18 protein-coding genes are annotated in these 19,251 nt (G+C 53.1%); 10 read left to right on the top strand and 8 right to left on the bottom strand.

The window, feature by feature from the left end:
* Position 1: 1 nt before the first annotated feature.
* Positions 2 to 790 carry a 4,5-DOPA dioxygenase extradiol gene (ygiD, locus tag AACU55_RS25205; protein ID WP_037034172.1) on the top strand — a complete coding sequence of 263 codons (789 nt, stop codon included), beginning with the start codon at positions 2 to 4 and terminating at the stop codon, positions 788 to 790.
* 52 nt (positions 791 to 842) lie between these two features.
* Here the strand turns inward: ygiD and AACU55_RS25200 are convergent, their stop codons facing one another.
* The 3 genes from AACU55_RS25200 to tolC all read right to left on the bottom strand — a co-directional run bounded on the left by AACU55_RS25200 (position 843) and on the right by tolC (position 4,370).
* Positions 843 to 2,003 carry a glutathionylspermidine synthase family protein gene (locus AACU55_RS25200; protein ID WP_134706361.1) on the bottom strand — a complete coding sequence of 387 codons (1,161 nt, stop codon included), beginning with the start codon at positions 2,001 to 2,003 and terminating at the stop codon, positions 843 to 845.
* A gap of 9 nt (positions 2,004 to 2,012) precedes the next feature.
* A complete protein-coding gene (locus AACU55_RS25195; protein ID WP_013573962.1) occupies positions 2,013 to 2,684 on the bottom strand; it encodes a DUF1190 family protein in 672 nt (223 codons plus the stop codon).
* 186 nt (positions 2,685 to 2,870) lie between these two features.
* Positions 2,871 to 4,370: an outer membrane channel protein TolC gene (gene tolC, locus AACU55_RS25190; protein ID WP_269147796.1), complete on the bottom strand. Its 1,500-nt coding sequence runs from the start codon at positions 4,368 to 4,370 to the stop codon at positions 2,871 to 2,873.
* 224 nt (positions 4,371 to 4,594) lie between these two features.
* On the opposite strand from tolC, the gene nudF reads away from it, so the two are divergent.
* The 5 genes from nudF to parE all read left to right on the top strand — a co-directional run bounded on the left by nudF (position 4,595) and on the right by parE (position 9,100).
* Positions 4,595 to 5,227, top strand: coding sequence for an ADP-ribose diphosphatase (nudF, locus tag AACU55_RS25185; protein WP_013573964.1), 633 nt, complete (start codon positions 4,595 to 4,597; stop codon positions 5,225 to 5,227).
* Positions 5,227 to 5,652 (top strand): DUF1249 family protein, encoded by a 426-nt coding sequence (locus AACU55_RS25180; RefSeq protein WP_013573965.1) that lies wholly within the window; start codon positions 5,227 to 5,229, stop codon positions 5,650 to 5,652. Before nudF ends, AACU55_RS25180 begins: the two co-directional genes overlap by 1 nt.
* A gap of 27 nt (positions 5,653 to 5,679) precedes the next feature.
* Complete coding sequence (gene cpdA / locus AACU55_RS25175) at positions 5,680 to 6,510, top strand: 3',5'-cyclic-AMP phosphodiesterase (protein ID WP_013573966.1); 831 nt, start codon at positions 5,680 to 5,682, stop codon at positions 6,508 to 6,510.
* Positions 6,507 to 7,088, top strand: coding sequence for an esterase YqiA (gene yqiA / locus AACU55_RS25170; protein WP_013573967.1), 582 nt, complete (start codon positions 6,507 to 6,509; stop codon positions 7,086 to 7,088). The genes cpdA and yqiA overlap by 4 nt, the downstream gene beginning before the upstream one ends.
* Positions 7,089 to 7,204: 116 nt before the next feature.
* The gene (gene parE / locus AACU55_RS25165) at positions 7,205 to 9,100 is read left to right on the top strand and encodes a DNA topoisomerase IV subunit B (RefSeq protein ID WP_013573968.1); all 1,896 of its coding nucleotides are present in this window, start codon (positions 7,205 to 7,207) and stop codon (positions 9,098 to 9,100) included.
* Between the two features lie 83 nt (positions 9,101 to 9,183).
* Here parE and AACU55_RS25160 read toward each other — a convergent pair whose 3' ends face one another.
* Both AACU55_RS25160 and AACU55_RS25155 read right to left on the bottom strand, forming a co-directional pair.
* Complete coding sequence (locus AACU55_RS25160; protein WP_013573969.1) at positions 9,184 to 9,489, bottom strand: putative quinol monooxygenase; 306 nt, start codon at positions 9,487 to 9,489, stop codon at positions 9,184 to 9,186.
* 30 nt (positions 9,490 to 9,519) lie between these two features.
* Positions 9,520 to 10,107, bottom strand: coding sequence for an NAD(P)H-dependent oxidoreductase (locus AACU55_RS25155; RefSeq protein ID WP_013573970.1), 588 nt, complete (start codon positions 10,105 to 10,107; stop codon positions 9,520 to 9,522).
* Positions 10,108 to 10,439: 332 nt separating this feature from the next.
* On the opposite strand from AACU55_RS25155, the gene parC reads away from it, so the two are divergent.
* The 3 genes from parC to ftsP all read left to right on the top strand — a co-directional run bounded on the left by parC (position 10,440) and on the right by ftsP (position 15,218).
* A complete protein-coding gene (parC, locus tag AACU55_RS25150; protein ID WP_037034166.1) occupies positions 10,440 to 12,713 on the top strand; it encodes a DNA topoisomerase IV subunit A in 2,274 nt (757 codons plus the stop codon).
* A 217-nt stretch (positions 12,714 to 12,930) separates the two neighbouring features.
* On the top strand, positions 12,931 to 13,668 hold the full coding sequence (locus tag AACU55_RS25145; RefSeq protein ID WP_013573972.1) for a 1-acylglycerol-3-phosphate O-acyltransferase: 738 nt from the start codon (positions 12,931 to 12,933) through the stop codon (positions 13,666 to 13,668).
* A gap of 134 nt (positions 13,669 to 13,802) precedes the next feature.
* On the top strand, positions 13,803 to 15,218 hold the full coding sequence (gene ftsP, locus AACU55_RS25140; protein ID WP_013573973.1) for a cell division protein FtsP: 1,416 nt from the start codon (positions 13,803 to 13,805) through the stop codon (positions 15,216 to 15,218).
* A 65-nt stretch (positions 15,219 to 15,283) separates the two neighbouring features.
* Here ftsP and dkgA read toward each other — a convergent pair whose 3' ends face one another.
* Entirely contained in the window at positions 15,284 to 16,108 is an 825-nt protein-coding gene (gene dkgA, locus AACU55_RS25135) for a 2,5-didehydrogluconate reductase DkgA (protein WP_013573974.1), read from the bottom strand.
* A gap of 126 nt (positions 16,109 to 16,234) precedes the next feature.
* Entirely contained in the window at positions 16,235 to 17,275 is a 1,041-nt protein-coding gene (gene ahr, locus AACU55_RS25130; protein ID WP_013573975.1) for an NADPH-dependent aldehyde reductase Ahr, read from the bottom strand.
* A gap of 305 nt (positions 17,276 to 17,580) precedes the next feature.
* On the opposite strand from ahr, the gene AACU55_RS25125 reads away from it, so the two are divergent.
* A complete protein-coding gene (locus AACU55_RS25125; protein WP_134706424.1) occupies positions 17,581 to 18,516 on the top strand; it encodes an AraC family transcriptional regulator in 936 nt (311 codons plus the stop codon).
* 9 nt (positions 18,517 to 18,525) lie between these two features.
* Here the strand turns inward: AACU55_RS25125 and AACU55_RS25120 are convergent, their stop codons facing one another.
* Positions 18,526 to 19,185, bottom strand: coding sequence for a DedA family protein (locus tag AACU55_RS25120; protein WP_134706360.1), 660 nt, complete (start codon positions 19,183 to 19,185; stop codon positions 18,526 to 18,528).
* Positions 19,186 to 19,251: the final 66 nt, after the last annotated feature.

Genomic DNA, 19,251 nt, shown 5'->3' with positions numbered 1-19,251 from the left:
GATGACGACTCAACGTATGCCCGCACTTTTCTTAGGCCACGGCAGCCCGATGAACGTGCTGGAGGACAATGTGTATACCCGTGCCTGGCATGCGCTGGGCGAAACATTACCGCGTCCAAAAGCGATTCTGGCCGTGTCAGCGCACTGGTTCACGCGCGGCACTGCAGTAACGGCAATGGAGAATCCGCGCACCATTCATGACTTTGGAGGGTTCCCGCAGGCGCTGTTTGATAAGCGCTATCCGGCACCCGGTTCACCGGCGCTGGCAAAACGTGTTCAGGAATTACTCAGCCCGGTAAATGTGATTTCCGATACCCACGAGTGGGGCTTCGACCACGGTACCTGGGGTGTGCTGATCAAGATGTATCCTGACGCGGATATTCCGGTGATCCAGTTGAGTATTGATGGCACGCAACCCCCTGAATTCCACTATGAATTAGGCAAGAAGCTCGCTGCTTTACGTGACGAAGGGGTAATGATTGTCGCCAGCGGTAACGTAGTTCATAACCTGCGGATGGTAAAATGGGACGGTAACGCCGAAGCTTATCCGTGGGCGACATCTTTCGAGACATATGTGAAAGATAATCTGAACTGGAAAGGTGAGGCGAAAGAGCATCCTCTGGTGAAATTTATGGAGCATGAAGGCGGCGCGTTATCCAATCCGTCTCCGGATCACTATCTGCCATTACTGTACGTTTTAGGGGCGTGGGATGGTGCTGAGCCAATCACGCAGCCAACGGACGGGATCGTAATGGGATCGCTTTCGATGCTTTCCGTTCAGGTAGGTTAATTTGGCGAATAAAAAGGATAATGAATTTATTCATTATCCTTTTTTAGTTTTTTTATCCGACAATAGTATGCGGATAGAAACGTGACAGATCCTGGGTGATCAGTGCTTTATCTTCGCGGATGCCGATCCCGCAAGGTTGATCGTTGACCAGCCAGCTGCCGATCAGCGTGTAACTGCCTTCAAACACCGGCAGCGGATGGAACTGCTGCACGATCATGCCTTCCGCGCCATACGGGCCATCAACGCGGGCCACTTCCTGGCCTTTCTCGATGACTTTAATGTTCGCGCCTTCGCGGGAAAACAGCGGCTTCACCACGTAGTGATCCAGTTCCGGATGCGGGTCTTCGGCAAAATAAGCCGGTAACAGGTTCGGGTGATCCGGGAACATTTCCCACAACAGCGGTAACAAGGCTTTATTCGACAGAATGGCTTTCCAGGCCGGTTCCAGCCAGCGAACACCGGCATCTTCCAGCTTGGTCGCGAAGACTTCGCGGAACATGAATTCCCACGGATACAGCTTGAACAGATTCGAAATCACCTGATCCTGCGTATCGGTGAATTGTCCGCGTTCTCCCAGCCCGATTTCCTCGATAAACAGGAATTCGCTGGCCAGTTCTGCTTCCAGTGCGCAGTCCTGCAAATATTGCACCGTACCGCGATCTTCTTCAGTGTCCTGACAGCAGGCGATGTGCAGCAACGAGAAACCATGCTGATTTTTCAGCTCGGCAAAACGCTCAATCAGCTTTTCCTGCAGACTGTTGTACTGATCAGCGTCTTGCGACAAATTGCCTGCCGCTATCTGATCTTCAAGCCATAGCCACTGGAAGAAAGCGGCTTCATACAAAGACGTCGGCGTATCGGCGTTATTTTCCAGCAGCTTCGGCGGATTGACGCCGTCATAGGCCAGATCCAGACGTGAATACAGCGAAGGCTGTTGCGTGCGCCATGAACTGCGGACAAATTCCCAGACATGTTTTGGGATCTGGAATTTCGCCATCAGTTTGTCGTCATTCACCACGCGCTCAACGACCTTCAGGCACATCTGATGAATCTCCGCTGTCGCGTCTTCGATCTCTTCGATCTGCGTCAGCGTGAACTGGTAATAAGCATCTTCACACCAGTAGGGTTCGCCATACATGGTGTGGAAGTTGAAGCCAAACTCCGTGGCTTTTTCGCGCCAGTCCGGGCGCTCGTTAATGGCTAAACGTTTCATCAGAGTCTCTTAGCCACCCATGCTGCGGCCAGGGCTGCGTGACGTGGCAGAAGAGCTGCGTTGCATTGACGTTTGTTTTGCCACGCTGTCGCCAAAACCGCCACGGGTGATGGTGTTGGTCACGGCAGGTTTAGGGGCCATCGCCGTTCTCGGAACGTTCATGGTCCGGCCGCCCGCAGTTGCCGGGCCGTAGTTTTTACCGGTCGCATCGACGAATTTACCGTTCGCCGGGCTGGCCGGGTTTTTTGAGCTGAATAATGGCTGTTGCGCGTAACCGCCACCGCTCATCATGCGGCCCATCATGTAACCTGCCATCAGCGGCATCCACATGCTGCCACCGCTGCTCTGGTTTTCAGCCGTCGCGACGCCAGACTGTGCCGGAGCCTGAGTACACTGGCCTTCGCCGAATTCAGCGATACAGTCTTCGCGGCTGGCATATTTTGGTGCGGTTTTAGCCGCTTCCTGTTTCGCTGCATCATACGCTGCGACACATTGCGCGCTGCCGGAAGGATTGGCTTTCGAGCAGTCATCAGCGTTCTGATACAGAGAAACGGTTTCGTCGGTTTTCTCGCAGCCGGCCAGCATAAAGACTGCGCTGACTGCCAGAGCGACAGGAGTGATTCGAGAGCTACGCCATGATTTACGGAAGGTAGCCAGGTTAACGCGTTGTGTCCGTTTCATCGTTCTTATCCCATGTGTAGGGCTTTTTTGCCCTTTCCCAGTAGGGCCTAAGAATAGGGGAAAGCGGCTGATTGTTAAAGCAGCGACAGGCAATTGTTACGAGACTTTACAGAGCGGCGTGACACAGGCAAAAAAAAGCAGCCTTTTCAGGCTGCCTTAGTCGAAACGCAGGGAAACTTTTCCGTATCAGTTCTGGAAAGGATTGCCGCTTTTCTTCGGTGTGGTCGTTGCTGTGGATGCGCTGGCTTGTTGAACGCGTGGTGCAGGTGCAGCCGCGGTTTTGTTGCCGTAACCGTCTGCAGCGGCATCCTGATCTGGCGTTTCTGGCGCAACCTGATCGGGGGCTGTCGGAACAGGTTTACCCAAAGCACCGTTCAGTGCCAGCAGGTCGCTTTCGTTCAGCGTACCCAGTGCTGATTTAATGTTCAGCTGGTTAATCAGGTACGTGTAACGTGCGCTGGAAAGCTGTTGTTTGGCGTTGTACAGCGTGGTGGTGGCATCCAGCACATCAACGATTGTACGGGTACCGACCTGATAACCGGCTTCCATCGCATCTAAAGAACTCTGTGCAGAAACAACGGCTTGTTTATACGCGTTGATGCTGCTGATCGAGGCAGAGATGTTGTTGAAGGAAGAACGAACGGTTTGCACGACGCTGCGGTGTGCGCTTTCAAGCTGTTCGCTGGCACCCACGAAATTATACTGCGCCTGTTTCACCTGAGAGGTGACAGAACCGCCGCTGTACAATGGCAGGGAGAAGCTCAGACCAATTTTGTTCTGGCCTGCATCAGCATCCTGATAGCTTGAAGAACCGCCGGTTTTGTCGCCGTGGTATTTGGTATTGCTGATACCGGTAGAGGCCGTCAGATCAACCGTTGGCATGTGGCCGGTTTCCGCATAGCGGATTTGCTCACGTGCCAGATCCTGTGACAGACGCGCAGACAGCAAGCTCAGGTTACGGCTTTCAGCTTCTTTCAACAGCGTGGCGACCGGTTGCGGACGCGTGGTGTTGAAGTTGTCGACATTCAGGGAAGACAGTTGCGGATAATACATACCGGTAACCTGACGCAGGGATTCCAGCGCGTTATCCAGGTTATTACGGGCAGTCACTTCGTTTGCCAATACGGTGTCGTATTGTGAACGGGCGTTCTGCACGTCGGTAATAGCCACCAGGCCCACGTTAAAACGCTGAGTGGTTTGATCCAGCTGACGGTAAATAGCCTGTTTCTGCGCTTCGGTATACGAGAGTGAATCGATCGCACTCAGGACGTTGAAATAAGCCGTTGCGGAATTCAGGATCAGTGATTGTTGATCAGTCTGATAAGACACATCCTGAATACCGGCAGTTTTTTCCTGCAGCGTCAGGGCGCGCCATTTTGACATATCAAAGATGGTCTGCGTTAATTGCAGGCTGGCGCTGCCAACATCGCTGTTAACGCCATTCGCATCACGGTAGCCATTGGTATAATTGTAATCCGCACCTAATCCGAGTTGCGGTAATAAAGGACTGCGGCTTTCGTTAATTTTTTCGAATGCAGCATCCCGGTCAGCAGCAGATTTGCGCAGGTCCGGGTTACTTGTCCTGGCTTGCTGATAGACCTGCATCAGGTTTTCGGCCTGGCTTATCGTACTAAAGCCGCCCAGGCTGAGTCCGATGAGAAGGGGGAGCAGTTTCTTCATTTGCATTCCTTGTTGTGCAGCAATGTTGTTATGTATGGTGGCGCAGTCAAATTAACCAATAGACGCGGATTCTAGCAGAGTCAGGCTAGCGGGGCGGTTGGCTTAACGTGCCTTCCCGAGTGAATGAGCCTAAATCTATCACAAACAACCTTGATTATTATTAACGCATTTTCATCAAATTGACCTCAAAGGGCGATAAATTACCTTTATGAGGGATAAGGAAACATTCCATGTCTTCATTTAAACGGTCACCGGTTACTTTCGGCAAAGATGATGTAGAAATTATTGCACGTGAGACGCGATATAAAGGTTTTTTTTCTATTATTGCATATCGGTTTCGCCATCGGCTGTTTAATGGGGAAATGAGCGGCGAAGTCGTCCGTGAAGTCTTTGAGCGCGGTCATGCCGCCGTATTATTACCTTATGATCCGAAAAGGGATGAAGTCGTGCTGATCGAACAGATCCGCATCCCGGCTTTGGATTCCAGTGATACTCCTTGGCTTCTGGAGATGGTCGCCGGTATCATTGAAGAAGGCGAGACAGTTGAAGATGTTGCCCGCCGCGAAGCACTCGAGGAAGCGAACATTGTGGTGAAACGCTGCAAACCGGCTGTGAATTACCTGGCAAGTCCGGGCGGAACCAGCGAGCGTCTTTCCATTATGGTCGGTGAAGTCGATGCCACGACGGCAGAAGGAATTCACGGTCTGGAAGCAGAGAATGAAGACATCCGGGTACATGTGGTCAGCCGTGAACAGGCTTACCGCTGGGTGGAAGAAGGAGCGATAGACAATGCGGCGTCAGTGATTGCCCTGCAATGGCTGCAGCTGCACCATGAATCCCTGAGAAAAGAGTGGGCCAACTAATGATTAAGCGCTATACCCCTGATTTCCCTGAAATGATGAGATTGTGCGAAACTAATTTTGCACAATTGCGCCGTTTGATGCCACGTACCGATGAACCTGGTGAAACTGTGGCATATCAGGTGAGTAGCGCAACGTATTGCCTGACGATCCTCGAATCAACGCGTTACACATCCCTGATAGAAATCAAACAGACCGCACCGGCGGTGAGTTACTGGAGCCTGCCTTCGCTCACCGTTCGCCTGTACCATGATGCGATGGTGGCCGAAGTGTGTGCGAGTCAGCAGATCTTTCGCTTTAAAGCACGCTATGATTATCCGAATAAAAAGTTGCATCAGCGTGATGAAAAGCATCAAATTAACCAGTTCCTTGCGGATTGGCTGCGTTATTGCCTTGCGCACGGAGCGATGGCAGTTCCGGTTTGTTAGACAGACTTCAACAACAAAGGAAACGATTTGGAAAGCCTGTTTACACTGCCTTTGGTGAATGGGGCCAAAGTCAGGATTCTACAGATTACTGATACCCATCTTTTTGCCGGTGAAGATGAAACGTTGTTAGGCGTGAATACGTTTAACAGCTATCGCGCGGTGCTGGACGCCATCAAAGCGCAGCAGCGTGAAGTCGATATTATCGCGGCAACAGGTGACCTGGCACAGGATCAGTCGGTGGAAGCCTACCATCAGTTTGCCCGCGGCATCAGCGAGCTGACCGCGCCCTGCGTCTGGCTGCCGGGCAATCATGATTTCCAGCCTGCCATGGTCAATGCCTTGCAGGATGCGGGGATCAGCCCTTCTAAACACGTTCTGCTCGGCGAGCACTGGCAAATTATCCTGCTTGATACGCAGGTGTTCGGTGTGCCGCACGGCGAGCTGAGTGAATATCAGCTGGAATGGATGGAGCGCTGTCTGAATGCGTACCCCGATCGTTTCACTCTGCTGATGTTACATCATCATCCGCTGCCTTCTGGCTGCACATGGCTCGATCAGCACAGCCTGCGCAATGCGCATATGCTGGCGAACACCCTGGTAAATTACCCGAAAGTGAATACGCTTTTGTGCGGACATATTCATCAGGAGCTGGATCTCGACTGGTATGGCCGCCGTCTTTACGCCACGCCGTCAACCTGCGTACAGTTCAAACCGCATTGCACCAATTTCACGATTGATACCGTTGCGCCGGGCTGGCGCTACCTTGATTTGTATCCGGATGGCCGTGTGGAGACTGAAGTCTTCCGTCTGGAAACCAATGAGTTTCATCCTGACACGGAGTCGGACGGCTACGAATGAACACCTTACTTTACCTGCACGGATTCAACAGTTCTCCCAACTCGGCAAAAGCCACGGCGTTAAAAAACTGGCTGGCGGTTAATCATCCCCATATCGATATGGTTATCCCGCAATTACCGCCTTATCCGGCCGAGGCTGCCGAAGAACTCGAGAGTCTGGTGATCAGCAATGCAGGTAAAAAACTGGGGATTGTCGGCTCCTCGCTGGGCGGCTATTACGCTACCTGGTTGTCACAATGTTTTGCCGTGCCAGCCGTGGTGGTGAACCCCGCCGTGAAGCCGTATGAGCTGCTGATCGACTTCCTGGGACAAAACGAGAACCCCTACACCGGCCAGCAATATGTGTTAGAGTCACGCCACGTTTACGATCTGAAAGTCATGCAGGTCGAACCGCTGGAGTCGCCGGATTTACTCTGGTTACTGCAACAAACGGGCGATGAAATTCTCGATTACCGTCAGGCTGTGGCGTACTACACCACCTGTCGCCAGACGGTCGAACCCGAGGGGAATCATGCATTTGTCGGCTTTGAACGCTATTTTTCGCCGATTGTAGATTTCCTGGAACTGGCCGCAGACTAACATCGTCAGGGTGACTTTTTCCCCCGGATTTATAGCGTCTGCTTGCTGCCAGAGCTTCCACCCGCCCACATACTGTATCGTTAGCCCACAAACCTATGAGCCACGAATAATCAACGATGAGCCAATCAACTTATAACGCGGATTCCATAGAGGTCCTCAGCGGACTCGAACCGGTGCGCCGCCGTCCGGGCATGTACACCGATACAACCCGGCCAAACCATCTCGGCCAGGAAGTTATTGATAACAGCGTGGATGAAGCATTAGCTGGCCACGCCAAACGCATCGAAGTGATCCTTCACGAAGACCAGTCTCTCGAAGTCATTGATGACGGTCGCGGCATGCCGGTGGATATCCACGCGGAAGAAGGCGTTCCGGCGGTCGAACTGATCTTCTGCCGTCTGCACGCGGGCGGTAAATTCTCCAACAAAAATTACCAGTTCTCCGGCGGCCTGCATGGCGTGGGGATTTCGGTGGTTAACGCCTTATCAAAACGCGTCGAAGTGGCGGTAAAACGCGGTGGCGAAGTGTATGAAATGGCGTTTGAAAATGGCGATAAAGTGCAGGATCTGCACGTCACCGGTACCTGCGGCAAACGCAACACCGGAACCAGCGTTCATTTCTGGCCTGACGGCAGCTTTTTCGACAGTCCGCGTTTTTCGGTCAGCCGCCTCAGCCATTTGCTGAAAGCGAAGGCCGTACTGTGTCCTGGCGTAGAAATCCTGTTCAAAGACAAAGTGAATAACACCGAGCAACGCTGGTGTTATGACGATGGTCTGACTGATTACCTGATGGAAGCGGTCAACGGCCTGATTACTCTGCCTGAAAAAGCGTTCGTCGGTAATTTTGCCGGTGATACTGAAGCTGTCGACTGGGCGCTGTTATGGCTGCCGGAAGGCGGTGAATTGCTGACCGAAAGCTACGTCAACCTGATCCCAACCATGCAGGGCGGTACACATGTTAACGGTCTGCGCCAGGGCCTGCTCGATGCCATGCGTGAGTTCTGCGAATACCGCAATATTCTGCCACGCGGCGTCAAGCTTTCTGCAGAAGATATCTGGGAACGTTGTGCGTATGTGCTGTCGGTAAAAATGCAGGATCCGCAATTCGCCGGCCAGACCAAAGAACGTCTGTCTTCGCGTCAGTGCGCGGCCTTCGTTTCCGGTGTGGTGAAAGATGCCTTCAGCCTGTGGCTGAACCAGAACGTTCAGGCGGCAGAACAGCTGGCGGAACTGTGCATTTCCAGTGCTCAGCGCCGTCTGCGTGCCGCAAAAAAAGTTGTGCGTAAGAAACTGACCAGCGGCCCTGCGCTGCCGGGCAAACTGGCTGACTGCACGTCACAAGATCTGAACATGACAGAATTGTTCCTGGTGGAAGGGGATTCCGCAGGCGGTTCTGCCAAACAGGCGCGCGATCGTGAATATCAGGCGATCATGCCGCTCAAAGGTAAGATCCTCAACACGTGGGAAGTCTCTTCTGATGAAGTGCTGGCCTCGCAGGAAGTGCACGACATTTCTGTGGCGATCGGTATCGATCCGGACAGTGAAGATCTGACGCAACTGCGTTACGGCAAAATCTGTATCCTGGCGGATGCGGACTCCGACGGCTTACACATCGCCACCTTGTTGTGCGCGCTGTTTGTCCGTCACTTCCGCTCCCTGGTGCGTGGCGGTCATGTGTATGTGGCAATGCCGCCTTTATACCGTATCGATCTGGGCAAAGAAGTGTTCTATGCGCTGGATGAGCAGGAAAAAGAAGGCGTGCTGGAGCAACTGAAACGTAAGAAAGGCAAGCCGAACGTGCAGCGTTTTAAAGGTCTGGGTGAAATGAACCCGCTGCAGCTGCGCGAAACCACGCTCGATCCGAATACCCGTCGTCTGGTGCAACTGACCATCGATGAGGACGACATCGACCAGACGCTGCGCATGATGGATATGCTGCTGGCGAAGAAACGGTCTGAAGATCGCCGTAACTGGTTGCAGGAAAAAGGCGATACCGCCGAACTTGACGTCTGATCCTTTCGCCGTCGCCATAAAAAAATGCCGGACGCTTTGCAGCGCCGGCATTTTTGTTTCCGAATTTAGCGATGTTCAGAAAATCAGACTTTCTCAATAATGTGGATCACCACATCCAGCACGTCGGCTTTGATGTTTTCACGGTGCTTATCCATGTGCTCAGCCTGCTGATGCGCTTCGAGGTGCGCCAGGCTTTCCCAGTCTTCCAGCATGAAAATGGAATCAGGTACTGTTTTACGCCAGGGGATCTGGCCGTTGAAATCAACATATGGCTCATAACGATGACAGCCTTTCTCTGCCAGAACGCTGGGCAGCAGTGCTGTAATTTTTTCTATAACCGAATCGCGACGGCCTGGTTTTACTTTGATTTCAGCAATAACAGTGATCATAAAAACCTCTTTCCCGGGTGACCTTCAACCTTAGGCCTGACCGAATACATTTTCAAGGTGAGCACGATAGCGTGCGAAATCGCCTTCCACATCAGGTTGTTTGATCACGTCGTTACACATAAAGGTTGGCAATGTATCAAGGCCGATAAACTGGTTGGCTTTGTGCTGTGCCATGTATACGCCGTCAACGCCTACGCCGTGGAAGAACTGTTCTTTATCTTCGAACGCTTCCAGCGGCGCGTTCCAGGTCACAGACAGCATGTAGCATTTGCCGTGCAACAGGCCGCCGGAACCGTATTTTTTCGATTCATCAGAACGGGTACGGCCATCGCTGGCGTACAGTTTACCGTGGCCTTCTGTGAACACTTCATCGATGTATTTTTTCAGTGTCCATGGCATCCCCATCCACCAGCCCGGCTGCTGATAAATGATGGCGTCCGCCCACAGATAGCTTTCGATTTCGGTCTGCACGTCGTAACCGTCTTCCAGAACAGTCACGCGCACGTCGTGGCCTTTGTCACGCAGAAAGCCGGTGGCGACGTCGGTCAGGCTGTTGTTCAGCGCGCCTTTGGAATGGGCAAAGGTCTTACCGGCGTTGATTATCAGGATGTTGCTCATGGTTTTTTCCTTATCGGGAATGCTTAAATTCTGGTGGTCAGGCTGTTACCACGTAGTGTACTGAACTCTGCATGACAGAAAAATGTGATATTGCGCACAAGACTATTGACTCAGATGCAATAATTGAAGATAGAGCGCGGCAATTTAACCATTTTTTTGTGCAAAAACTGTTTAAAAATAAAGCATGAACACAGCAACTGTGACAGTCATACGGCAGATGATGTACTATCGCGAACATCATTGCCTCGCGGCAGCGGACATCGCGCGCCTGCGGGTGCAAGCTTCCTTAATTTCCAAAACGATAACGCCACGGGTCTGAGGATTAAACATCAATGAGCGAAATGACTCATGACGGAACAGAACGTTTAGCTCTGCACACGTTTACTGAGAACGCCTATCTCAACTATTCCATGTACGTCATCATGGACCGCGCGCTGCCGTTTATCGGTGACGGGCTCAAGCCGGTGCAGCGTCGTATTATTTACGCGATGTCCGAGCTGGGCCTGAGTAATAACGCCAAATTCAAAAAATCCGCGCGTACCGTCGGTGACGTGCTGGGTAAATATCATCCGCATGGCGACAGCGCCTGCTACGAAGCCATGGTGCTGATGGCGCAGCCATTCTCTTACCGCTATCCGCTGGTTGACGGGCAGGGAAACTGGGGCGCGCCGGATGACCCGAAATCCTTCGCCGCGATGCGTTATACCGAATCGCGCCTGTCAAAATATGCCGAAGTTCTGTTACGTGAATTAGGTCAGGGCACGGTCGATTATGTGCCGAACTTTGACGGCACCATGCAGGAGCCGAAAATGCTGCCTGCGCGTCTGCCGAATATTCTGCTTAACGGTACGACCGGCATCGCGGTCGGGATGGCGACGGATATTCCGCCGCATAACATCCGTGAAGTGGCTGCCGCTGCGGTCGCGTTGCTGGAAAAACCGAACAGCTCGCTCGAAGATCTGCTGGAATTCGTACAGGGGCCTGATTTCCCGACAGAAGCTGAAATCATTACGCCGCGCAATGAAATTCGCAAAATGTACGAGTCGGGTAAAGGCTCGGTGCGTATGCGTGCGGTCTGGCACAAAGAAGACGGCAGTGCGGTGATCACTGCGCTACCGCATCAGGTTTCCGGCGCGAAAGTGCTGGAGCAAATTGCCAGCCAGATGCGTGCCAAAAAGCTGCCAATGGTTGAAGACCTGCGTGATGAATCAGATCATGAGAACCCGACCCGCCTGGTCGTCGTGCCGCGCTCCAACCGTATCGATCTGGATCAGGTGATGAATCACCTGTTTGCGACTACCGATCTGGAACGCAGCTACCGCATTAACATGAACATGATCGGTCTTGATCATCGTCCGCAGGTCAAAGGGCTGCTTGAGATCCTGACGGAGTGGCTGGCTTACCGCCGCGATACCGTACGCCGTCGTCTGAACTTCCGCCTTGATAAAGTGCTGAAACGCCTGCATATCCTTGAAGGTTTGCTGACCGCGTTCCTTAATATCGATGAAGTGATCCACATCATCCGTACGGAAGATGAGCCGAAACCGGTACTGATGCAGCGTTTCGAACTGTCAGATACGCAAGCTGAAGCTATCCTTGAGTTGAAATTGCGCCATTTGGCGAAACTCGAAGAAACTAAAATTCGTGGTGAGCAGGATGAGCTGGCGAAAGAGCGCGATCAGTTGCAGGCATTGCTGGCGTCAGAACGTAAACTCAGCACGCTGATCCGCAAAGAGATTCAGGCAGATGCCGAAGCCTTTGGTGACGAGCGACGTTCGCCGATCACTGAGCGTGAAGAAGCCAGGGCGATGAGCGAGCACGATTTTATTCCGTCCGAGCCGGTGACCATCGTGTTGTCAGAGTCAGGCTGGGTGCGCAGCGCCAAAGGCCACGACATCGATGCTTCCGGCCTGAGTTACAAAGCCGGTGACAGTTTCCGCGCTGCGGCCAAAGGCAAGAGCAATCAGCCCGTGGTGTTTATGGACTCCACCGGCCGCAGTTATGCGCTCGATCCGACCACGCTGCCTTCTGCGCGCGGCCAGGGTGAACCGCTGACCGGTAAACTGACACCACCGCCGGGCGCAACCATCGAGCACGTACTGATGGCGGCGGACGACCAGAAACTGCTGATGGCATCAGATGCCGGTTATGGCTTCGTTTGTACTTTCAACGATTTAGTGGCCCGTAACCGTGCCGGTAAAGCGATGATTACCTTGCCGGATAACGCCAAAGCCTTCACGCCAATGGAACTTCATGGCAGTGACGATATGCTGTTGTCGATTACTGCAGCGGGACGTATGTTGCTGTTCCCGGTGGCGGATCTGCCACAGTTGTCGAAAGGCAAGGGTAACAAAATTGTTTCAATTCCGGCAGCGCAGGCGGCCAGTGGCGAAGATAAACTGGCGTGGTTGCTGGTTCTGCCACCGCAAACGTCGATCACGTTGCATGTCGGTAAACGTAAGCTGGTTCTCCGTCCGGAAGACCTGCAGAAATTCCGTGCCGAACGTGGCCGCAAAGGAACGCTTCTGCCGCGCGGGCTGCAACGTATCGATCGTGTTGAAGTCGATTCACCTGTTCGCATCAGCGGCGGTGACAGCGAAGAATAAGACCGCTGTTAATCGGCAAAAGTCAGGGCACATTTGTGCCCTGAAATCTTTCGATGGAATTCAGTGGCCTGAGACTGTCGCGCAGTGCAAAGATTTTACATTTGTATTAATAAAACCGTTGTGCCGTGTTGAATGAGGCTTGAGAATAGTTCACCGCACAGGGAGCGAAACTGCACAGGTTTCTTACCGGCTTCGGCTGTAGTTTTAAGAGGATGTTATGTTATTTATTTTGCGTCTGATTATCGTGGTGATTTACTCGATTCTGGTTAGTGTCTTTGGTTGCATCTACTGTCTTTTCAGCCCGCGGAACCCGAAACATGTGTCGACTTTCGGTAAGCTGTTTGGTCGTCTGGCACCGGTATTTGGTCTTCGTGTTGAAAAACGTATTCCTGCAGAAGCCGTGAATAATGGTAACTGTATTTATATTGCCAACCATCAAAACAATTACGACATGGTGACGGCTTCGTCCGTCGTCATGCCCGGTACGGTCACCGTGGGCAAAAAAAGCCTGGCCTGGATCCCGTTCTTTGGTCAGCTTTACTGGCTGACGGGCAACCTGCTGATTGACCGTGATAATCGCGCCAAAGCGCACGGTACTATTTCTCAGGTTGTGGCCCAGATTAAGAAAAAGAATCTGTCGATCTGGATGTTTCCGGAAGGTACCCGCAGCCGTGGTCGTGGCCTGATGCCATTCAAAACCGGCGCTTTCCATGCGGCGATTGCTGCCGGCGTGCCGATTGTGCCGATTTGTGTATCGAACACCAGCAACAAGGTGAAATTAAACCGCTGGTCTAACGGGCTGGTGATTGTCGAAATTTTGCCACCGATCGACACCAGTGGTTACACCAAAGAACGCCTGCGTGAATTGTCCGAGCATTGCCGTCAGATCATGGCGGACAAAATCGCCGAGCTGGATGCCGAAGTGGCACAGCGCGAAGCCGCCGCAAAAAAATAATACTATTTATAAATCCACTAAATAATTCGAGCTGCCAACGCACCCGCAGCCTGAAGTATGACGGGGATTCTTCCCGCTGCCATTGATGGCGGCGGCGTTCAATACAGTTTATGGTTCGTTTTCATGGAGAAGATATGTCACTCAGTCGTCGCTCGTTCCTGCAAGCCTCCGGCGTGGCTCTTGCCGCAGGTGCTCTGCCTTTAAAAGCAGAAGCGAGTGGTTCGCAACCGGCATTACCTGTTCCCCCGTTGCTTGAATCGCGCCGCGGGCAACCGCTGTTTCTGACGTTGCAGGCCGCGCACTGGTCATTCCTGGGTGGCGCAAAGGCACCGGTCTGGGGCATTAATGGCATGTACCTCGGTCCGACCGTCAAAGTGCACAGCGGCGATGACGTCAAACTTATTTACAGCAACCGGCTGGCTGAACCGGTTTCTATGACCGTCAGCGGCCTGCTTGAACCAGGAACGTTAACCGGTGGCGCAGCACGTCTGATGCAGCCAGGCGTGGACTGGTCTCCGGTATTGCCTATTCGTCAGGCGGCGGCCACCTGCTGGTATCACGCCAATACCCCCAACCGCATGGCGCCACACGTTTATAACGGGCTGGCGGGGATGTGGATTGTTGAGGATGAAGTCAGCAAGAATCTGCCGTTACCGAATCACTACGGCGTGGATGATTTCCCGATTATCATTCAGGACAAGCGTCTGGATGGGTTCGGCGTGCCGCAATATGACACGCCAGCGTCAGGCGGGTTCTTCGGTGACACCATGCTGGTAAACGGTGTGCAAAGTCCTTATGTCGAGGTTTCGCGAGGCTGGGTGCGTCTGCGCCTGCTGAATGCATCGAATGCCCGCCGTTACGAACTTAGCATGACTGATAACCGCGCGTTCCACGTCGTGGCTTCCGATCTTGGTTTTCTGCCTGCGCCAATGACTGTTAAACGTCTGTCGCTCGGACCGGGAGAACGCCGCGAAGTGCTGGTGGATATGTCGCAGGGCGAAGAAGTGTCGATTACTGCCGGTGAAGCCGCAGGCGTGATGGACAGACTGCGTGGCCTGTTTGAACCCTCGAGCATTCTGGTGTCGACGATCGTGTTGACGCTGAAACCGACCGGCTTGTTGCCGCTGGTGACGGATAATCTGCCGATGCGTTTGCTGGCCGATCAGATCCTCTCCGGTAACGTTGTCCGCACCCGTGATTTGCGTCTCGGTGACAGTGAGCCGGGAATCAACGGCGCGATGTGGGATATCAACCGTATCGACCTGACTGCGCAACAGGGCACATGGGAACGCTGGACCGTTCATGCGGACATGCCGCAGACATTCCATGCAGAAGGCGTGTCCTTCCTGGTGAAAAGCGTCAACGGTGCGGCACCGCTGGTGGAAGATGCCGGATTCAAAGACACGGTCTGGGTGGATGGCGATGTCGAATTACTGGTGTATTTCAATCAGCCTTCCTATGAGCATTTCCCGTTTGTCTACCGCAGCGGAGCGCTGGAACTGGCTGACCGTGGTTCAGCCGGAAATATGCTGGTTCAGCCGTCGATGTAACGTTGTTCTGCTACATAAAAAACCCGCCATGGCGGGTTTTTGCGTTATGACATTGACTGAATGGCTTACAGGCCTTTTTCCGGATCCGGCCCCAGACGGTGCTCTTTATCCAGCTTGGTGACTTCCGCCAGTTCTTCCTTCTCCAGTTTAAAGTCAAACACGTCGAAGTTTTCACGGATACGTTTAGGTGTCACCGATTTCGGGATAACAATCAGTCCGTTATCCAGATGCCAGCGGATGACAATCTGCGCAGGTGTTTTGTCATATTTTTCTGCCAGTTTCTGGATCAGCGGCTGATCAAATACCCCTTCGCCGCCCTGCGCCAGCGGGCTCCAGGATTCAGTGGCGATGGTGTGGGTGGCATTCCAGGTGTGCAACTGGCGCTGTTGCATCAGCGGGTGTAACTCAATCTGATTCACAGCAGGGAAAATACCGGTTTCGTCTTTCAGCTTCTGTAAGTGTTGCAGCGGGAAATTACATACGCCGACACTTTTCGCCAACCCTTGCTCTTTGAGTTTCAGCAGGGCTTTCCAGGCATCGACGTAATGCCCCTGGGCCGGTTGTGGCCAGTGGATCAGGTACAAGTCGACATAATCAGTTTTCAGCTTTTTAAGGCTGGTTTCCAGCGCCTGTGGCGCGTTCAGCTGATCGTCATTCCACAGCTTAGTGGTAATAAACAGCTCTTCACGCGGAACAAGGTTAGCAGCAATTGCTTCGCCGACGCCTTCCTCATTTTTGTAGATGGCGGCGGTATCGATGTGGCGATAGCCGGTTTCAATCGCCGTTTTCACCGCACTGGTGGCTTCCTGATTACTGGCTTTCCATACGCCAAGTCCTAACTGAGGCATCAGATTGCCATCGTGAAGTTTGATGATGGGTTGCGTTGCCATGAGTTTCTCCTTTCAGGGCAGAGTGCCCGCCGGAATGCACGGGCACCGTGTAGGGATTGACGTTAAGTCTAGTTAACGAAACGGCATCTTGCTGAGCAGGCTACTTATTTTAAGTGTAAAAAATACCTAAGCATGCATATCCAGTACCACGCGGTAGCGCGCTTTCCCTTCATGCAGATGCTCCACCGCGTCATTGATTTTACTCAGCGGGAAGTGCTCAACCTGCGGGGTAATGCCATGACGGGCGCAGAACGCCAGCATGTCGGCAAGACGGGAAGGGGCACCGGTCGGTGAACCGGAAATTTCTGCCTGTTTGCTGATAAGCGCCATCACATGCAGCGGTACGGCTTCGGGCACCACCCCCACAAAGTGCAGACGGCCTTTGGGTGCCAGCGCGCCGAGAATGGCGTCCCAGTCCAGCGAGGCATTGGCGGTCACCATAATAAAGTCCAGCTGACCGGCGATTTTCTTCAGCTCTTCGCTGTCTCGGGTGGCGATAACGCGGTGTGCGCCAAGTGAAATCGCTTCGTCACGTTTAGCCAGTGATGACGTAAAGGCGGTGACTTCGCAGCCCCATGCATTCAGGAAGCGCAGCGCCATATGACCTAAACCGCCGATACCAATCACACCGACGCGGTGAGTTGGCAGTACGCCAAACTGCAGCAGCGGGTTGAAGACGGTGATACCGCCACAGAACAGCGGACCGGCGCTGGTGATATCCACGCCTTCCGGCAGCGGGATCGCCCACGCCCAGTGGCTGCGGATGCGGTCAGCGAAGCCGCCGTGATGGCCGATGATGGTGGCTTCCACGTCATGACAAAGGTGCTGATCGCCGGACATACAAGGATGGCAATGCATGCAACTGCCACGGTTCCAGCCCACGCCGACAATCTGGCCGACTTTCAGCCCTTTGTTTTGCGCATGATTACCTATTTTGACGATTTTACCGACCACTTCATGGCCTGGTACGAACGGATACTGCGTGATACCCCAGTCGTTATTGAGCATAGACAGATCTGAATGACAGACGCCGCAGTAATCAATCGCGACTTCAATTTCTTCATCGCCAATCGGACCAGCGTCGAAAGCAAACGCTTCCAGTGGCTGGTTCGGGCCGGCAGCGGCCCAGGCGTTAAAGGTGTTTTCAGCAGCAACAGGTGCAGACATACAATCCTCCGAACTTTCGGGTTAGACAAATAATGAATTGAAATAAGAAGTTATCAGAAAAATGAATCGGCGAACGAAGGTCGCTCACGATCAGCGAATGAAAAGTGCGTTCATACAGACTAGCAGTTCATCGCGTTTATGCAGGTGTGTCCCCCTGCGGAAGGCGACATTAACTGTAAGAGAAAATGCGCAACAGGATGATGCCCATTTCTGCGAGAGTCTTGCCTGATTCTGCTTCTCTCTGTAGGAACGTAGGGTGTTATGGCAAAATCAATGTCAGTTTAATGAATGTGTGGAGCGGAATGATGGAAAACGTGAACAGCCTGTGCACCCGCATGGCAGCCAGAGTCGCCCGGCTCAGCGGAGATAAAAACCTGATGCCGTCGGCGGTACCGCAGCTGACGCTGATGTACACCACGCGTTACCATCCGCGCCAGCCGGTTTTGTACAATCCCGGCATCGTGATCCTTTTTCAGGGACGCAAAGTCGGTTATCTGGGCAAGAAAACCTTTTCCTACGATCCGCACAATTATCTGATGCTGACCGTGCCGTTGCCTTTCGAATGTGAAACGTTCAGCAGCCCCGAAGAGCCGCTGGCCGGTATCCAGATCAGTATTGATAACCTGATGTTGCAGGATTTACTGATGGATATGGGCGACGAAAGCGTGGTGCGTCAGAAAGAACCTTCAACCGGTATCAACTCCGGCGTGCTGGATGGCGATATTCTGTGTGCCACAGAGCGTCTGCTGGATGTGATGGATAAACCGCTGCATGCCCGCATTCTGGGGCCGAAGATCATCCGCGAAATCCTGTTCTTTATTCTGACCAGCGAAAATGGCGGGGCGTTACAGGCGCTGGTCAACCGTCATACGCATTTCAGCCAGATTGCTAAATCCCTGCGCCGGATTGAAGCGCAGTACGCCGACAATCTTAGTGTGGAAGCGCTGGCCAGCGAAGTGAACATGAGTATTTCTGCGTTTCACCATAACTTCAAAGCCGTGACCAGCACGTCGCCACTGCAGTATCTGAAAACCTATCGTCTGCATCGTGCGCGTACGCTGATGATTTTTGATGGTGTGAAAGCCAGTGTGGCGGCACTGCAGGTCGGGTATGAAAGCGCGTCACAATTCAGTCGTGAATTTAAGCGCTATTTTGGCGTCACGCCGAGTGATGAGATGGCACGTCTGCGCGAAGGGAGTTCCGGTGTGCTGGCGTTAGCGGATGTGGCGTTTAAAGCCTGAACTGCGTGTTCAGGCCCGGCATTTGCGTTTCTTCCACACCACCACCAGTCCGCCAGCCAGCCCCATCACCAGCAACAGAACCGGTAAAATCATCAGCCCCGCCATGACCTGATCTTCATGGCGTTTAACCACCGGAATGTGGCTCAGCGCAAAACCGATGGTGATCACTCCGCCGACCCACAAAATGGCGCTCAGCCAGTTGAAGAACTGGAAGCGGGCATTGTTCAGACCAGAGATGCCCGCCATCGTCGGCAGCAGGGTGCGGACAAACGCCAGAAAACGGCCCACCAGTAAAGCCATCAGCCCGTGTTGGGTAAACATCTGATGTGCGCGCTGATGATAATGCGCCGGAAGCTGTAACAGCCAGCCTTTTACCAAGCGGGTATGTCCGAGCCAGCGCCCCTGAATATAGCTCAGCCAGCAGCCCAGGCTGGCAGCGGTCACCAGGATAATCAGGGTCGGGAAGAAGCTCATGACGCCTTTGGCGATAAGCGCGCCGGTCAGCAGCAATAAGCTGTCGCCGGGCAGGAAAGCGGCGGGAAGCAGCCCGTTTTCGAGAAAAAGCGTGGCGAACAGAACAGCGTAAATAACCCAGAGAAGTTTCGGGTCGGCGAGCATAATAAAATCATGTCGCCAGAGCGCATGAAAAATGTCGCAAATAACTGCCATATTCTGTCCTGTTTCTGTTCATTAAAAACTGTCACTTGCCAGTGTACCGCGATTTGCGCCGGAAGA

This window comes from Rahnella sp. CJA17(1/100) (assembly GCF_963881615.1).
Lineage (GTDB): Bacteria > Pseudomonadota > Gammaproteobacteria > Enterobacterales > Enterobacteriaceae > Rahnella > Rahnella aceris.
The sequence above is the reverse complement of the archived record's forward strand: the minus strand, read 5'-3'. Positions and strand labels throughout refer to the sequence as shown.

Bases quoted from the DNA above. Each gene is read 5' to 3' on its own strand.
- ygiD (WP_037034172.1), top strand. From the start codon at position 2: ATGACGACTCAACGTATGCCCGCACTTTTCTTAGGCCACGGCAGCCCG.
- AACU55_RS25200 (WP_134706361.1), bottom strand. From the start codon at position 2,003: ATGAAACGTTTAGCCATTAACGAGCGCCCGGACTGGCGCGAAAAAGCC.
- AACU55_RS25195 (WP_013573962.1), bottom strand. From the start codon at position 2,684: ATGAAACGGACACAACGCGTTAACCTGGCTACCTTCCGTAAATCATGG.
- tolC (WP_269147796.1), bottom strand. From the start codon at position 4,370: ATGCAAATGAAGAAACTGCTCCCCCTTCTCATCGGACTCAGCCTGGGC.
- nudF (WP_013573964.1), top strand. From the start codon at position 4,595: ATGTCTTCATTTAAACGGTCACCGGTTACTTTCGGCAAAGATGATGTA.
- AACU55_RS25180 (WP_013573965.1), top strand. From the start codon at position 5,227: ATGATTAAGCGCTATACCCCTGATTTCCCTGAAATGATGAGATTGTGC.
- yqiA (WP_013573967.1), top strand. From the start codon at position 6,507: ATGAACACCTTACTTTACCTGCACGGATTCAACAGTTCTCCCAACTCG.
- parE (WP_013573968.1), top strand. From the start codon at position 7,205: ATGAGCCAATCAACTTATAACGCGGATTCCATAGAGGTCCTCAGCGGA.
- AACU55_RS25160 (WP_013573969.1), bottom strand. From the start codon at position 9,489: ATGATCACTGTTATTGCTGAAATCAAAGTAAAACCAGGCCGTCGCGAT.
- AACU55_RS25155 (WP_013573970.1), bottom strand. From the start codon at position 10,107: ATGAGCAACATCCTGATAATCAACGCCGGTAAGACCTTTGCCCATTCC.
- parC (WP_037034166.1), top strand. From the start codon at position 10,440: ATGAGCGAAATGACTCATGACGGAACAGAACGTTTAGCTCTGCACACG.
- AACU55_RS25145 (WP_013573972.1), top strand. From the start codon at position 12,931: ATGTTATTTATTTTGCGTCTGATTATCGTGGTGATTTACTCGATTCTG.
- ftsP (WP_013573973.1), top strand. From the start codon at position 13,803: ATGTCACTCAGTCGTCGCTCGTTCCTGCAAGCCTCCGGCGTGGCTCTT.
- dkgA (WP_013573974.1), bottom strand. From the start codon at position 16,108: ATGGCAACGCAACCCATCATCAAACTTCACGATGGCAATCTGATGCCT.
- ahr (WP_013573975.1), bottom strand. From the start codon at position 17,275: ATGTCTGCACCTGTTGCTGCTGAAAACACCTTTAACGCCTGGGCCGCT.
- AACU55_RS25125 (WP_134706424.1), top strand. From the start codon at position 17,581: ATGGAAAACGTGAACAGCCTGTGCACCCGCATGGCAGCCAGAGTCGCC.
- AACU55_RS25120 (WP_134706360.1), bottom strand. From the start codon at position 19,185: ATGGCAGTTATTTGCGACATTTTTCATGCGCTCTGGCGACATGATTTT.